Source organism: Klebsiella sp. GFKo11, from assembly GCF_056490265.1.
Window position 1 is genome coordinate 3,303,688 of sequence record NZ_CM151369.1, and the last position, 14,553, is coordinate 3,318,240.

14 protein-coding genes are annotated in these 14,553 nt (G+C 56.3%); 8 read left to right on the forward strand and 6 right to left on the reverse strand.

What is annotated here, in order from left to right; all coding sequences use genetic code 11:
- Positions 1-6: 6 nt before the first annotated feature.
- The 4 genes from nhoA to AC07P6_RS16105 all read right to left on the reverse strand — a co-directional run bounded on the left by nhoA (position 7) and on the right by AC07P6_RS16105 (position 4,430).
- The gene (gene nhoA / locus AC07P6_RS16090) at positions 7-852 is read right to left on the reverse strand and encodes an N-hydroxyarylamine O-acetyltransferase (RefSeq protein WP_110274167.1); all 846 of its coding nucleotides are present in this window, start codon (positions 850-852) and stop codon (positions 7-9) included.
- A 76-nt stretch (positions 853-928) separates the two neighbouring features.
- Positions 929-2,584 (reverse strand): ABC transporter permease, encoded by a 1,656-nt coding sequence (locus AC07P6_RS16095; RefSeq protein WP_478313680.1) that lies wholly within the window; start codon positions 2,582-2,584, stop codon positions 929-931.
- Positions 2,585-2,760: 176 nt separating this feature from the next.
- Positions 2,761-3,729 carry an ABC transporter substrate-binding protein gene (locus tag AC07P6_RS16100; protein WP_478313681.1) on the reverse strand — a complete coding sequence of 323 codons (969 nt, stop codon included), beginning with the start codon at positions 3,727-3,729 and terminating at the stop codon, positions 2,761-2,763.
- Positions 3,726-4,430 carry an ABC transporter ATP-binding protein gene (locus AC07P6_RS16105; RefSeq protein WP_434664080.1) on the reverse strand — a complete coding sequence of 235 codons (705 nt, stop codon included), beginning with the start codon at positions 4,428-4,430 and terminating at the stop codon, positions 3,726-3,728. Before AC07P6_RS16105 ends, AC07P6_RS16100 begins: the two co-directional genes overlap by 4 nt.
- Before the next feature lie 211 nt (positions 4,431-4,641).
- Here AC07P6_RS16105 and AC07P6_RS16110 point away from each other — a divergent pair, with 211 nt between their 5' ends.
- The 4 genes from AC07P6_RS16110 (at position 4,642) to AC07P6_RS16125 (ending at position 6,963) form a co-directional block, all read left to right on the forward strand.
- A complete protein-coding gene (locus AC07P6_RS16110) occupies positions 4,642-5,223 on the forward strand; it encodes a flavin reductase family protein (protein WP_110274163.1) in 582 nt (193 codons plus the stop codon).
- A gap of 219 nt (positions 5,224-5,442) precedes the next feature.
- Complete coding sequence (locus tag AC07P6_RS16115) at positions 5,443-5,943, forward strand: MarR family winged helix-turn-helix transcriptional regulator (RefSeq protein WP_139538247.1); 501 nt, start codon at positions 5,443-5,445, stop codon at positions 5,941-5,943.
- A gap of 31 nt (positions 5,944-5,974) precedes the next feature.
- Complete coding sequence (locus AC07P6_RS16120) at positions 5,975-6,307, forward strand: DUF6616 family protein (protein ID WP_478313683.1); 333 nt, start codon at positions 5,975-5,977, stop codon at positions 6,305-6,307.
- A 137-nt stretch (positions 6,308-6,444) separates the two neighbouring features.
- On the forward strand, positions 6,445-6,963 hold the full coding sequence (locus tag AC07P6_RS16125) for a ClbS/DfsB family four-helix bundle protein (RefSeq protein WP_478313685.1): 519 nt from the start codon (positions 6,445-6,447) through the stop codon (positions 6,961-6,963).
- A gap of 8 nt (positions 6,964-6,971) precedes the next feature.
- Here AC07P6_RS16125 and AC07P6_RS16130 read toward each other — a convergent pair whose 3' ends face one another.
- The gene (locus AC07P6_RS16130) at positions 6,972-7,796 is read right to left on the reverse strand and encodes a helix-turn-helix domain-containing protein (RefSeq protein ID WP_475700124.1); all 825 of its coding nucleotides are present in this window, start codon (positions 7,794-7,796) and stop codon (positions 6,972-6,974) included.
- A 203-nt stretch (positions 7,797-7,999) separates the two neighbouring features.
- On the opposite strand from AC07P6_RS16130, the gene AC07P6_RS16135 reads away from it, so the two are divergent.
- The 4 genes from AC07P6_RS16135 to AC07P6_RS16150 all read left to right on the forward strand — a co-directional run bounded on the left by AC07P6_RS16135 (position 8,000) and on the right by AC07P6_RS16150 (position 13,858).
- The gene (locus AC07P6_RS16135; RefSeq protein WP_478313686.1) at positions 8,000-9,571 is read left to right on the forward strand and encodes an alpha-L-rhamnosidase-related protein; all 1,572 of its coding nucleotides are present in this window, start codon (positions 8,000-8,002) and stop codon (positions 9,569-9,571) included.
- A gap of 25 nt (positions 9,572-9,596) precedes the next feature.
- Entirely contained in the window at positions 9,597-10,979 is a 1,383-nt protein-coding gene (locus AC07P6_RS16140; RefSeq protein WP_478313687.1) for a glycoside-pentoside-hexuronide (GPH):cation symporter, read from the forward strand.
- A gap of 42 nt (positions 10,980-11,021) precedes the next feature.
- Positions 11,022-12,626, forward strand: coding sequence for a carbohydrate porin (locus AC07P6_RS16145; protein WP_475700121.1), 1,605 nt, complete (start codon positions 11,022-11,024; stop codon positions 12,624-12,626).
- Positions 12,627-12,877: 251 nt separating this feature from the next.
- Positions 12,878-13,858, forward strand: a complete 981-nt coding sequence (locus AC07P6_RS16150) for an IS110 family RNA-guided transposase (RefSeq protein ID WP_478316951.1) — start codon at positions 12,878-12,880, stop codon at positions 13,856-13,858.
- Between the two features lie 194 nt (positions 13,859-14,052).
- Here AC07P6_RS16150 and pptA read toward each other — a convergent pair whose 3' ends face one another.
- Positions 14,053-14,280, reverse strand: coding sequence for a tautomerase PptA (gene pptA, locus AC07P6_RS16155; RefSeq protein WP_434663611.1), 228 nt, complete (start codon positions 14,278-14,280; stop codon positions 14,053-14,055).
- Between the last annotated feature and the right edge of the window lie 273 nt (positions 14,281-14,553).

A 14,553-nucleotide genomic window follows, 5' to 3' on the forward strand; every position in this document is an offset into this window, starting at 1 on the left:
CAAAACCTACTTCCCCGCCTCCGGATGCGTATCAAACGCCGCCATCACCGCCGCTAACTCCGCTTCGCTAAAGCCATATTTCGCATCGTCAACACCGAGGCCGAAACGTGTTTGCAACGCTTCGTACAGCGCCGGAACGTCCGGTAAGTCCAGCTTTTCGACCACATGGTTTTTATCCCAATGGGTAAAGTGGAAATTGGTTAACGTCATCTTGCCACCGTCCGGTAAATGGCGACACATCAGCAGATGGTGACGGAAGTGCGACTGCGGCCAGTGCGCCGACCAGAAGTTGCCCATCACGTAGTCAGAAGCGTACTGACGACCCAAATCAAAATGGTACATCGACTGCCAGTGACCGTGATGGCTGAACTGCAGCGCCCATTCATCCCCTTCATAAATCAGGCGATACTCACCGTGCGGCGTGGTTTGTTCAACATCCGCCAGCAGCCGAATCGGCGCGGTCAGGGTCTGACCGCCAAAGCCGACATCGGCAATCCAACGCTCGCCCTCAACCTCCACCAGCAACAGCCGATGAGTGCGCGGCGGCATATGCGGTGGATTGGCCAGCACCACTCGCCCCAGCAGGCTGCGCACGTTAAAGCCCATCTCGCGCAGCGCCCTCTCCAGCAGACCATTTTGCTCAAAGCAGTAACCGCCACGACGGCCATGAATCAACTTATCTTCCAGCGTCCGATCGTCGAGATGCATCTCTCTGGGCAGCAACACATCCAGGTTCTCAAACGGGATCGCGCCGTTATGGTGGATATGCAGTTCACGCAAGGTGTTAATCGATACTTCAGGGGTTCCCGTCCAGCCCAGACGAGAAAAATAGGCGCTTAAAAATGGACTCATCAATGCCTCCAGCAATCGGTGTCCGACATTTATAGCCTGTTTTTTCTGCCTGACCAGCTATTTTGTGCGATCGCCTTTATTCACGCGTGCCCCGCTGCATCAGCGCCAGCGCGCTGAGCATTAAAGCCAGGCCAGTAAATAGCGTCAGGGAAGCCATTGCCATCCCCTGTCCTACCGAGCCCTGCTCAAACTGACGCCAGATAAACACCGCCACAGTTTGCGTCCCCGCCGGAGCCAGCAGCAGCGAGGTCACCAGCTCGCGGGAAGCCACGGCAAACACCATCAGCATCGCCGCCAGCAGCGCCGGAAATACCAGCGGCAGAACGATCAAACGTAGCGCCTGCAATGGCGTTGCGCCATGCACCCGCGCCGCCGGTTCAAGGTTATTACCGAGTTGGCGCAGCGCGCTGCCGACATAGCGCACCGGCCACGGCAGCAGCAGACAGCAATAAGAAAGCAGCAGCATAAACCAGGTGTTATAGGGAGAAACCGGCCAGAACGGCTGATTCCACAGCAGAATCAGCCCAACGCCGACCACCACGCCCGGCAGCGCTGCTGGCATCAGCGATAATGCATCGACAATCGCACTCCCTCTGATTTTCTGCACCAATACCAGCCAGGCAGCCAGAAGACCAATCAGGCCGACGATCAACGCTGAAGCCAGCGCCAGCGAAAGGCTGGTCCCCAGCGCTGACAGCGCATCGCCCTGCTGGGCAAACAGCGCATCGAAATGCCTGAAGGTAAAATTGTCGGCATGAATACCACCCGACAGCGTCCCCATCAGGCTGGTCAGCACCATCGATGCCCCCGGCAGCAGCACCGCCAGTCCGCCGATACCCGCCATAAACAACACCGCCGGAAGCGCCAGCCAGCCTAAATCCGCCCCGCTATTCTCTCCCGGCTTGCCGGTTACGCTGGTCACTTCTTTATCGCCGACCAGCCGCTTTTGCAGCCACCAGGCCAGCAGCGCTACCGCAATCAGCAGCAACGACAGCAGCGATGCACCCGGCAGGTCGATAGGCCAGTCGGCGAGCTTTTTCTCTATCCCGACGGTGAGCATCACCAGCCCCGCCCGCGAACCGAGCGCCGCCGGAACGCCATACTCTTCAATGGCGAGGGTAAACGCCAGCAGCATCCCCGCCGCCAGCGCCGGAGAAAGCATCGGCAACGTGATATGCCAGAACGCCCGCCAGGCGCTGGCTCCGTGCACCCGCGCCACTATCGCCAGCCGCTGACCGCTCGCCAGCAGACTGCGCGAGACCGCAAAATAGACCACCGGGAAGATGTTGAGGGTCATCACCAGCACGATCCCGCTGCGGCTGAACAGCAGATCGTTCAGATCCCAGCCGGTCAGCTGTTGCAGATAGCCGTTGCTTTGCAGTACCAGCATCCATGACAGCGCGGCAATATACGGTGGCGTAAGAAAGGGGATCAGAAATAGCAGATCCCACAGGCGCGGCAGCGGCAAGTTAAACAATCCGCGCAGCACGCCCAGCGGCAAACCGATAATCACGCTCATCAGCGCTACGCCGCAGGCCACCCATAGGGTGCCGCCAAGCATCGTCGGCAGCTGCGGGTCGGCAATCAGCGACGATACGCCGCTAAACGCGCCGCCCAGCGAACCGGCGCTAAACTGGGGGAATATCGCCTGCAGGACGATAAAAAAGAGCGGTAACGCCACCAGCACCAGCAGCGCCGTTAGCGTTCCCGTCGAAATAAGTTTCTGTTTCACGGTAGTTTCCTGGAAACGATCCCCGTCTGCGATCCGATAGCCCGGACAGGCGCGCCAGCGCCGCCTCCGGGAAATGCACCGGGCTCTGATACCTCAGCGTTGCATCTTCCCGGTGGCGCTACTGTATGACTGGGCTACTTTGGCCAAGCAACGTTTCGCAACCCGGGGAAATCGATTTACTGCGTGAAGAGCGAATTAAAACGTGAAAGGACCGCGCTACGTTCGCTGTTGCCATCGCTGGTGGTCGGCAGAATTTTCAGCTCATTGAGCAGCGGACGCTTAGCCTGAACATCGCTACGGGCGGGCATTAACCAGGCATCGGCGACCAGCGTCTGACCTTCCGGGGACAGGACATAGTCAACAAAAGCTTTAGCATCGTCTGCATGCTGGCTGGTTTTAAGGATCATCATTGGACGCGGCGCAATAACCGTACCGCTGGCCGGGAAAATCACCTTCAGCGATTCACCCTGATGAATATTGCCGTAAGAAACATAGTCCACCGCGCCGAAGACCGCCGCTTTCGCCCCCTGCATCACCGGCGTCACCGCCTGGGCATTCGGCCCGCTGACCACCATGCCGTTCTTTTTCAGCTCGTCAAACAGCGCCCAGGCTTTATCACCCATGCCATTCTGTAACCCGATCAGCAAATCCAGCGACGCGCCGGAGAGCGCCGGGTCCGGCGTGGTGACCTTATCTTTGAACGCGGCTTCGGTCAGGTCGCGCCACTCTTTCGGCTCCGGGGTGCCGCTTTTGGTGTTCCAGACGATCCCCAGCGCCGAAATACCCTGAGCGACGTAATCAGCGGATTTCAGATTCGCCGGAACCTTATCGGCATTAACGCTCTGATACGCCAGCAGCCAGCCGCGGTTATGCAAATCCTCCGCCGTATCCCAGGAAGCGGAGATCAGCACGTCCGCCTGCGGGTTCGCCTGTTCGGCTTCAAGACGCGCCATCACCTTGCCGGTAGTGGCCTGGAAAATATTCACCTTCACCCCAGTTTTCTTCTCATAGCCGCTGGCGAGACTTTTCGCCAGAGAGCCCGGACCGGCGGTGTATACGGTCAGCGCGTGGGCGCTGGAGATCATGGTGGTCGATAACATAATCGCGAGCGCAACTCCTGTCTTAATGGTCATAACGGTTTTCATGCGGGTTCCCCTGAGGATGAAGTAACGGCGCGGACGGCAGCAATGCTGCCCGCAGATAAATGCACAATCTTGTCTGCCAGCAGCTCGGCTTCGCGACGGTCGTGGGTGACGTAGACGGCTGTAATCCCCAACTGACGCAGCAGGCGGCTCATCTCCACGCATAGCGACTCGCGCAGTTCGCTGTCAAGGTTGGAGAGCGGCTCATCAAACAGCAGCACGCGGGGTTCTGCCACAATGGCGCGGGCCAGGGCGACGCGCTGCTGCTGACCGCCGGAAAGCCCCGACGGTTTGCGGTCAGCAAAGCCGTTGAGACCGACCATCGCCAGCGCCTCCTCGACGCGCTTTTGCCGTTCGTGACGCGCTACACCGCGCATACGCAGCGGAAAAGCCACGTTCTGCGCGGCCGTCATATGCGGCCACAGAGCATAGTCCTGAAAGACCATACCGAGATCGCGCTGTTCCGGGGGCATTCCCCAGCCGGTTTTCGCCACCAGACGATCGCCGAAGTGAATTTCACCGCGGGCAGGTACGGTTAGCCCAGCGAGCAAGCGCAGCAGCGTGCTTTTGCCGCAGCCCGAAGGCCCCAGCAGCGCAACGATGCTGCCCGCGTCGATATGCAGACTGATCTGATTAAGAACGGTATGAGTGCCGAAGGCGAAGGAAACACCGTCGAGTTTGATGCCGGTAAGCGCGCGCATTATCGCCCTCCCCATTGGGAAAGCGATGCTCTGCCAGCGGTCAACATCCGCCGGGCCGCGCTCACCTGAGATAAATTCAGGGGAGCTAACATATTGTGATCCTCTTTGGGACTTAGTGCCGCCGACTATAGGGAGCCTGTATGACGTATTGATTACATTTTCATTGCGGATTAACGTGTGGTCAGGCATCAGACCCATTTACCAAGGAACGCATATGAGCCGTTTTCGCCACGTGGAACTCCAGTACGCCAGTCGCCTGCTTAATCATGGCCCGACCATTCTGATAACCAGCTATGACGCCCAGTCTCAACGCCGTAACGTCATGGCCGCCGCGTGGTCGATGCCGGTGGAGTTCGCGCCGCCAAGGCTGGCTATCGTGGTGGATAAAAGCGCCTGGACGCGGGAAATTATTGAGCGCAACGGCACCTTCGGCATCGTCGTCCCAGGGGTGGAAGCCGCCAGCTGGACCTACGCGGTCGGCAGCATCAGCGGGCGCGATGAGGATAAATTTAACGCTTACGGCATTCCGGTAGTGCAAGGCCCGGAACTGGGATTACCGCTGATCGAAGAGAAATGTCTGGCGTGGATGGAGTGCCGCCTGCTGCCGCCAACCGCAGCCCAGGAGCAGTACGACACCCTGTTTGGCGAGGTGGTTTCCGCCGCTGCAGATGAGCGCGCGTTCGTCACCGGTCGCTGGCAGTTCGACGACGATAAGATCAATACGCTGCATCATCTCGGCACAGGAAATTTTGTCGCCAGCGGTCGCCACGTACAGGCTAATACCCCGGAAGAGTAAACCTTACCGACCCGCAGATTGTTGAGAACGGTAGCCCGGACAGATGCGCAGCATCGCCTCCGGGAAATGTCCAACGCCGAGTAAAGCGTCAGCCGCCATCCGGCAAAAAAACAGGCTCGACGTTCAGGCAAGACTTGTCATCAATCTCCACATTTTTCGCTTGATCGTCTATCGCTTCAGCCATATAGTTAGTCGCCATACTATATGGCTGAGGCTGATATGGAACTTGAACAAAAATACCTTTCGCTGCTGCAGGAGGCCGAGCGTCATCAGCTTGCTGACGTCGACAATATCCGCCTCTGTTTTCAAACTCTATCGTTAGCGGCTGCCATCGACCGCGATTGCGCAACGCTGCTGGCTCCGTGGGGATTATCCGAGGGACGTTTCGTGCTGCTGTTTTTGCTCGATGCCGCAACCGACGGTCTCGCTCCCAACGTGTTGGCGGAAAAAGCAGGCGTCACCCGGGCAACCATTACCGGGCTGCTTAACGGTCTTGAGCGTGACCAGTTAATTGAGCGTCATGCCGACCCTCTTGATGGCCGGGCCATGCGCATCGCATTAACCCCTGAGGGCAAGCAGCTTATCGGCAACGTCTTCGCCCAGCACGGCCGTTGGATTGCAGGCTTATTCAGCCATCTCTCAGCGCAGGAACGCACCCAGCTATCCGAACTGTTGGCGAAAGTCGCCGCCGGTACGCTGGCAGGAAAAAGTCTCTCATGATCTGGATATCAACCCAAAGGAGTCACCCGTTATGTCCCACTATTTAGTCGAACTTTATACCCCTAACTCCGCCTGGTGCGCGCTGTCTGTGGAGCAGCGTCAGCAGTTTATCAATGGCATTCAGTCTGGGATGAGCGGCCTCGCGCAATGGGGCGTTGAACTCCTGACGCTGGCGCAGACCGATACCGCTATCGATAAAGCTTCCCCACACCGTTTTTTAGGGATCTGGCGTTTTCCTGACGCTCAGGCCCGCGATGCGCTGTTGGCTGGTATCGCCGCCAGCGGCTGGTATGATTATTTTGAACATATCAATGCCGCCGCGAACACCGGTAGTCTTGAAGAGCATCTGAGCGCGCTAGGTTGATTCTCTGCGCGCTTCCCCCGGGGGCGGCGCAAAGCGCCTGCCCGGGCTACCGGTTCGCAGACGTCTGAAGACGGGTAGCCCGGACAGATGCGCAGCATCGCCTCCGGGGAATCATGTCACTTAGAAAGGAACTCGCTATGAGCGTACCGCAAACCCAGGATCAGCTACTGGCAGCCATCGAAAAAAACTTCGCTAAATTGGCCGATTACCTGGCACATATTCCCGAAGATAAAACGTACGAAAAGACCCTGGCTGGTCACGCGCAGGGTACGATGATGAGCGTTCGCGATCTGGTCTGCTATCTGCTGGGATGGAATGAGCTGGTGCTCAAATGGATAACTCTTGACGAAACCCGGCAACCTATCGACTTCCCGGAAACCGGCTTTAAATGGAACCAGCTCGGACTGCTGGCGCAGAAGTTCTATGCCGATTATCCATCGCTGAATTACCCTGCTCTGCTTACTGCCCTGCATCAGGCGAAGCAGCAGATTGCCGCCTGCATCGAAGCGCGGGATGACAACACGCTTTACGGCCAACCGTGGTATGGCAAATGGACGCTGGGGCGAATGATCTCCTTCAACACCTCGTCACCTTATGCCAACGCCTGTGGTCGTTTGCGCAAATGGGCAAAGGAACAAAATGTGCCGTTGAAATAATCTTTGTCTCAGCGCAGCAGTCGACGCCGGTCTTCGCTGGGGGTCAGGCCAAACACTTTTTTATATAAGGTGGTGAAGTGGTTACTGTTCGCGAAACCGCATAAATAAGCTACTTCTGTAATCGTCATATCGGTTTCGCGTAATTTTACGCGGGCCGAGACTAAACGCAGGCGTTTTAAATAATTATCCGGCGTCAGCCCGGTGGCCTCTTTAATATGGCGAAAAGCGGTTCGCGTGGTCAGATGAAATTTCTCCGCCAATTGCTGCCAATTATGCTCTTCAAAACAGTGCTCCTGCAGCCAGGTAAGCAACTTATGTAGTTTATACTTTGTATTGCTATATTCGGCCTCTGATTCCGCATGCAAAATGGTGGTAACGAGCTGGAAAAACGCAGCTTCGCGCAGTGCGCTATTTTCAGCCTGCTGGCATTCAGCCGAGAATATCTTTTCAACCAGCTCCCGGCAGATATGACGGGTATCAGGGGCCAGCCAACCGTAGCAAGAGGCCTGCTGCGCCGAGAACTTCTGTAATAATGCATCAAGATGCTGTAAATATCGAAACTCAACCAGCGGATTAATTAACACATTAATCAGCTTAAGCGTCCCCAGCTCATCATAATAATGCACATCGCCCGGCTGAACGTAAAAAACATCGCCCTGTTGAATATATAAAGGCCGACCATTAATAACGTGTAAACCGTGTCCCTCTTCAACAATCACCAGTTCGGCAAACTCATGACTATGCTCATGGCTATTATCTTCCGGGTCACTAGCGTACATCCCCAGCTTATCCTGCGGATGGGTGAAATAATACTCAACGGTCAACATCATCATTTATTAAGTCCAAAACGGCATACGGCGCAGTGGCAAGATAATGCATTTTGGCGGTCGTCACGAGCAAGATTTATGGAATTGTGATCGCCAACCTCTCCATCCCACCATCATTGCCATTTTCTCAAACGCTTTGGCATTGCCAGAGTGGTTGCCGCAGGCAGCGGCATCTTATGCTGCACTCAAATAAACACAGAGGACGCAGTATGTCACAGGCTATTCAGCATAATTCTCAGGTCAAGATGACCCGTCACCAGGATTTTTTACGCACCGCCGAGGTGCTCCGGCCCTCGCTGCGCAGCGAATTACACCCGCCTGTCGCCGTGATAGAAGCCCAGACTGACTCCCGCGCGCTATTTGGCTGGCGTGCTGAAACGGTGAGTACCCTGGAGGCCTTTTATCAGCGCGAACTGACCAGCGGCGATAGCGTCATCATCGATTTTGGCAGCCACTACGTCGGCTACCTGCATTTGCTCTGCCAGAGCGCAGGAAGCCCGCCGGATGCCCCTGCACACCTGCAATTCACCTTTGGCGAAACCCTCAGCGAAGTCTGCGAATCCTTCAGCGAATACCAGGGCTGGCTCAGCAGCAGTTGGCTACAGCAGCAGGATCTGTGGCTTGACGTACTGCCCGCAGAGATTGACCTGCCGCGCCGCTACTGCTTCCGCTACCTGAAAATCGAGGTCAAAGCGGTATCGAGTAAATTCCGCCTGTGTTTCGACCAGATACAGGTGAACGCCGTGACCTCGGCTACCCAAACTTGTCCAGCGAGCATCTCCGCCGATCCGCAACTGCGAGAGATCGACCAGATTGCCGTTCTGACTCTGCAAAACTGCATGCAGGAAGTCTTCGAAGACGGCCCTAAACGTGATCGCCGCCTGTGGCTCGGCGATTTACGCCTGCAGGCGCTGGTCAACGATGTGACTTTCTGCCGACACGACCTGGTGCGCCGCTGCCTGTACCTCTTCGCCGGACATACCCGAGAAGATGGCATGGTGTCGGCCAACGTTTTCGTCCAGCCGGATGTCATTGCTGATGACACCTTCCTGTTTGATTACTCACTGTTTTTTGTCGATGTTCTCTACAACTATCTGCAAAGCGCTGAGGATATTGCCACCGCTCGCGAGTTGTGGCCCACGGCTAAGCGACAGATCGAGCTAGCGCTGACCCGCTGCGACGACTCAGGCCTTGTGCGCGATAGCGACGACTGGTGGGTATTTATCGACTGGCAAGAGTCGTTGAATAAACAGGCCGCCGCGCAAGGGGTGCTGATTTACTGCCTACAGCGTGCCATCTGGCTGGCGGAACGTTTTGAACCTGAACGGGCGGCGAGCTATCGCACCTGCCTGCAACAGCTCAAAGCGGCGGCGCTTGATACGTTATGGGACGAACAGCAAGGCTTTTACGTTAGCGGCGCGCAGCGACAGGTTTCGTGGGCTTCGCAAATCTGGCTGGTACTGGCGGAAGTCGGTACTCCTCAGCAGCGCCAGGAGATTATGCGTAACCTGGAGAAAAATCCCCCCGCTATCGCCATGAACACGCCCTATCTGCGCCACCACTATATCGCCGCCCTGTTGCAGTGCGGGCTGCGCGATGAAGCAATTGCGCAGATCAAAGCCTACTGGGGCGCAATGGTCGATTACGGCGCGGACACCTTTTGGGAAATTTTTGACCCGGCGCGCCCTGAGTTTTCCCCTTATGGCAGCAAACTGATAAACAGTTATTGCCATGCGTGGAGCTGTACCCCGGCCTGGTTTATTCGCCAGTACGGACTTTAACAACAACGATAAGCGAGTTCATTTTATGGCAGAAACAACTTTTACCCTGTGGCGGCAGCGCGTTGGCTACGGCATCGCTGACCTCTCCTGCAACCTTGTGTGGCAGATGATTTCTCTTTATCTGATGTTCTTTTACACCGACGTGATGGGCCTTCCTGCCTATTATGTCGGCCTGATGTTCCTCGTCACGCGTCTGGTGGATGGCGTTGCCGACGTACTGATGGGGCTGGTTATCGACAACACCACCACCCGCTGGGGGCACTGCCGTCCGTACTTGTTGATTGGCGCGGTGCCTTTTGGGCTGTTGTGTATTCTCGCCTTCTACGTGCCCGATTTCGGCACCACTGGTAAGCTGATTTACGCGTTTATCACCTATCTGTGCCTGTCGTTTCTCTACACCATCGTCAACATTCCGTTCTGCGCGATGCTGCCGTTTCTGACGAACGACTCGCGGGAGCGCACGACCCTGTCAGCGGTGCGTATTCTGCTGGGATCGCTTGGGGCGACGATTGTTGCGGTCGCTACTCTCCCCCTCGTCGGCACGTTAGGCAAAGGTAATCAGGAACACGGTTTCTTCTATACCGCGGTCATTTTCGGCGTGATTGCCACCTTTTTCCTGCTGGTGAGTTTTCGTAACGTCAAAGAAAATATCAGCATTACTCAGGAACGCATGACCTTAAAACGCGCCTGGGTCAGCCTGCGCGCCAACCGTCCGTGGTTTGTGTTCGCCATTAATATTTTCCTGATGTGGGGAGCGTTCTTCTTCCAGACCGGCGCGCTGGTTTACTTCTTCCACTACTACGTTGGCAATAACGATCTGACGGCGATCGTTGCCGGGATCTCCACTTTTGTTCCACTACTCGGCACCCTCACCGTGCCGCTGCTCGCCAGCCGCATGAAAAAACGCCATGTTTATCTGATTGCCAGCGCGATCAACCTTGTCGGGATGGGCATGATGATGGCGGCAGGCGTTAATAGCTGGGGACTGATTGCCGGTGCGGTGGTTCTGTCGCTCGGCGCAGGGCAACGCACGGCGATCTACTTCTCGATGCAGGCCGATCCGGTGGATTACGGGGTATGGAAAACCGGTATCAACACCGCCGGGATTTTAACCTCGATCAATGGCTTCCTCGGCAAAGTCGCCATGGCAGGCGCAGGGGCGATTACCGGCGTGCTGCTCTCTTCCGGCGGCTATATCGCCAACCAGGCGCAAAGCGACAGCGCGATGCTGGCGATTAAAGCCTGTTATCTCTACATTCCGGCATTGCTGATTGTTGCCTCAATGCTGTGGATTGGTCGCTTCTATCGCCTGGACGACCAGTACGAGCAGATCCGCGCCGACCTCGACGCCGGACGCCGCGCGCCGTCGGACACTTCGTCGGTATCTGGAGAAAACCACGCTCTGTAAGGCGTACAACACCGCACTACTTCTGGAAAAATAAGGATTCGTATGCGTATCTCTTTGATTAGCGCAGCGGTTTGCTGCGCCCTTTTTTCGGCCTGGGGCGCGAGTGCCGCGCCTCTCACCATCGAACAACGGCTGGCGCAGCTGGAGGCCCGGCTTAATCATGCGGAGCAAGAAGCGGGAGAAGCCAACCGTCGGGCACAGCAGGCGGAACAACGCACCAGCGCCGCAGAACAGCGCGCGGCGGCAGCGGAAAAACAGGTACAGGGTCTGAGCCAGCGCACCGCAGCGACCGAGCAAAAACAGCAGGCCACCGACAAACAGCTGGCGAAATCCAGCCTTACCGACGGCTTTGAATTTAACGCTTACGCCCGTTCCGGGATGCTGGTTGATAGCCACGGTAAAGGCGCGCGAGGTGGTCCTGGGATCTCCCCGGCCAGTTCGCTCAACGGCGATGCCCACGTTGGCCGTCTCGGCAATGAAAAAGATAACTATGTGGAGTTGAGTTTCGGCAAGAAAATGACCTTCAGCGACGGGTCATGGGCGCACTTTAAAACCATGCTCGCCGATGGCGCGACCAACCCGGACCCTTGGGTGCAGGATAACGACAGCCACCACCTTAACGTACGCCAGCTGTACGTTGAAATGGGCAACTTCGCTGATTTTTCCGGGCCGTTTAAGAGCGCCTCAATCTGGGCGGGCAAGCGATTCGACCGCGATAACTTCGATATTCACTTTACCGATAGCGACATTATGTTCCTTGGTGGTACCGGCGGCGGCATCAACGACGTGGCCTGGGGCAGCCATCTGCGCGGTGATTATTCGGTTTATGCACGTAATTTCGGCGATCTGGGCAGCGATAACTACGAAGACAACGATATTCAGAACCTGATGTTCACGGCGAACCACTTCTGGAACAACTGGCAGTTGATGACCACGGCGATGACTGCCCAGGGCAACGATGACCTGAAGGATAACACCTCGACCACCGGTAGCTATGCCCTGCGTAGCGATAATACGGCGAAGAGCGGTTATTACGCGATGCTGGCTTATCACGATAAGCAGCAGTTCTACGGCCTGGCGCCAGGGGTATCCGAAAGCGCCTTACAGTACGGCGGTGGCCTTGGGGCCGAAGCGCGTCAGCCCGGCAGCGATGGCGATCTCACCGAGAATGCAAAATCCTTGCGCTTTGCATCATACGGAATTTTGCCGCTGGGGAAAAACTGGCAGTTGGCACCATCGGTTATCGCCCAGCACAGCGAAGACCGCTACCGCGATGGCGACCGCTACGATTGGGCAACCTTCAACCTGCGGGTGTCTCAGGGGATCACCCGCAACTTTGCCCTGCTGTATGAGGCTTCCTGGCAGTATATGGACCTCAATCCAAACGGGAGAAGCTATCGTTACAATGACGGCGTGCATCAATACCAGGCGGTGAGCGGCGATTTTTATAAGCTGACATTCGCCCCGACGTTCAAAGTGGGCGATGTGTTTGATATTAAAGCGCGCCCGGAGATCCGTTTCTTCGTGACATGGATGAACTGGGATAAAGACCTTGATCGCTACGCGATTAACGACGATTTCGGCAGCAAAGGCTTTACCGCCGGTGGTAACTGGAACTTCGGCGTGCAGACGGAGATTTGGTTCTGATACAGCAGCACGGCGCCGTGTTCCTCCCGGGGGCGGCGCAAAGCGCCTGCCCGGGCTTGTATGATGACTCCATCAGAAAGAACCGGCCAGTTCTCTCTGATGGCGGTCCGGATGCCGTGTCCGGGCTTAGGCTTTCGCGCCTGTTCCGTAGATCCTTTGCACCGGACCGCCGTTCTTTCTCATGTGATAAACCGGACAGTATCATGGACCGGCTTTCACCGGTAACCCGTATTCGCAAGGTTGGTTTCACTATGGAAAATGAACTGCACTTCATCGGCATTGATGTTGCCAAAGCTAAGCTCGATGTTGATATCCTGCGCCCTGATGGTCGACATCGCGGTAAAAAATTCGAAAATACGCCCTCCGGACATGAAGCGCTTGTCCGCTGGCTTCGCAGCCATGATGTGAACCATGCCCATGTCTGCATGGAGTCCACCAGTACCTACATGGAAGAGGCTGCCGCGTATCTGAGTGATGCCGGTTATACCGTCTCCATTATCAACCCCGCCCTGAGTGCCGCCTTCGCCCGTAGTGAAGGGTTGCGCAGTAAAACCGACAAAGTCGATGCCCGTATGCTGGCGCACTTCTGCCGGGAGAAACGTCCGTCAGCATGGGAGGCACCGCACCCGACAGAGCGAGCCCTGAAAGCGCTGGTGTTACGGCATCAGGCGCTGACAGAGATGCAGACGCAGGAGAAAAACCGTCAGGAAACAGCCCCGGAGGTCCAGTTAGCGAGCATCGATGTGCTCCTGGAGTGCCTGAGTGCTGAACTGAAACGTATCGAAAAACAGATAAAAGACCTGACGGACAACGACCCGGATATGAAGCAACGGCGGAAGCTGCTGAACAGCATCCCGGGTATCGGCGAGAAAACGGCGGCGGTCCTGCTGGCGTATACGGGACTGAAGCTGAGGTTTGCCACAGCGCGGCAGTTCGCCGCGTATGCAGGGCTGACGCCGGTGCAGCATGAGTCAGGCAGTAGCGTGATGCGGGCGAGCCGGATGAGTAAAGCGGGTCCGGTTCAGTTGCGCAGAGCATTATATATGCCAGCAATATCAGCGCTGTATCACACGGCGTGGGGAAAAGCGTTCAGAAAGAGACTGGAAGGGAATGGCAAACGCGCGAAAGTTATCATAGGGGCGATGATGCGCAAGCTGGCGCAGGTGGCGTACGGAGTGCTGAAGTCAGGGGAGCCGTTCGATGCGTCACAACATGGAATAGCGGTAGCGTAGGGACGAAAAGACTGCGGGAATAGAAAAACAGCACCCAGAGGGTGCTGTCGGTGGTGTGTCTGTCATCCAGAAACCGGAGAGAGCCCCGCAACTAAAAATGGTTGCCGATGCTCACAGTATCTACGGGCTCACAGACAGCTGAAGACGGGTAGCCCGGACAGATGCATAGCATCGCCTCCGGGAAGGCAGCGCAGTTACATACTGTAACCCGGTTTCTTAATCAACTGCTCTATCTGCGGGGCGATTTCGCTGTCCCAGACCTGCTGCCAGTCGCTCGGTTCAATCTGTTTGAGGGCCACGCTTACCGAGCTGTCTTTACTGCTCAGATGGCGAACCAACACTTCGGTAATATCGGCAGCCAGCGCCGTTTTTTGTTCATCGTTCAGATCGCGGGGGAAACATTTAATATCTACGTGTGGCATAGCAGGCTCCTTATTGTCAGAACGATAAAGCTATCATAGCGCACATCGTTCAGTTCTCATTTTGTGCCTAAATCTACTCGTTGCGACGCAGCTCTTTTGTGATCCCCTAGTACCCCAAAGCCTGATTTTACAGACTCGAAGAACGAAGAGGCGACAAAAGGAAATAGAATGAGTTTCAAAGCGGAATCCGCCTCGCAAGATACAAAAAAGCCCTGCTGGTGAGGCAGGGCTTTTTATTTTCTACCCTCAGTATCTAAGCCAGAGACTGAGCGG

Bases quoted from the DNA above. Each gene is read 5' to 3' on its own strand.
- nhoA (WP_110274167.1), bottom strand. From the start codon at position 852: ATGAGTCCATTTTTAAGCGCCTATTTTTCTCGTCTGGGCTGGACGGGA.
- AC07P6_RS16100 (WP_478313681.1), bottom strand. From the start codon at position 3,729: ATGAAAACCGTTATGACCATTAAGACAGGAGTTGCGCTCGCGATTATG.
- AC07P6_RS16110 (WP_110274163.1), top strand. From the start codon at position 4,642: ATGAGCCGTTTTCGCCACGTGGAACTCCAGTACGCCAGTCGCCTGCTT.
- AC07P6_RS16115 (WP_139538247.1), top strand. From the start codon at position 5,443: ATGGAACTTGAACAAAAATACCTTTCGCTGCTGCAGGAGGCCGAGCGT.
- AC07P6_RS16120 (WP_478313683.1), top strand. From the start codon at position 5,975: ATGTCCCACTATTTAGTCGAACTTTATACCCCTAACTCCGCCTGGTGC.
- AC07P6_RS16125 (WP_478313685.1), top strand. From the start codon at position 6,445: ATGAGCGTACCGCAAACCCAGGATCAGCTACTGGCAGCCATCGAAAAA.
- AC07P6_RS16130 (WP_475700124.1), bottom strand. From the start codon at position 7,796: ATGATGATGTTGACCGTTGAGTATTATTTCACCCATCCGCAGGATAAG.
- AC07P6_RS16135 (WP_478313686.1), top strand. From the start codon at position 8,000: ATGTCACAGGCTATTCAGCATAATTCTCAGGTCAAGATGACCCGTCAC.
- AC07P6_RS16140 (WP_478313687.1), top strand. From the start codon at position 9,597: ATGGCAGAAACAACTTTTACCCTGTGGCGGCAGCGCGTTGGCTACGGC.
- AC07P6_RS16145 (WP_475700121.1), top strand. From the start codon at position 11,022: ATGCGTATCTCTTTGATTAGCGCAGCGGTTTGCTGCGCCCTTTTTTCG.
- AC07P6_RS16150 (WP_478316951.1), top strand. From the start codon at position 12,878: ATGGAAAATGAACTGCACTTCATCGGCATTGATGTTGCCAAAGCTAAG.
- pptA (WP_434663611.1), bottom strand. From the start codon at position 14,280: ATGCCACACGTAGATATTAAATGTTTCCCCCGCGATCTGAACGATGAA.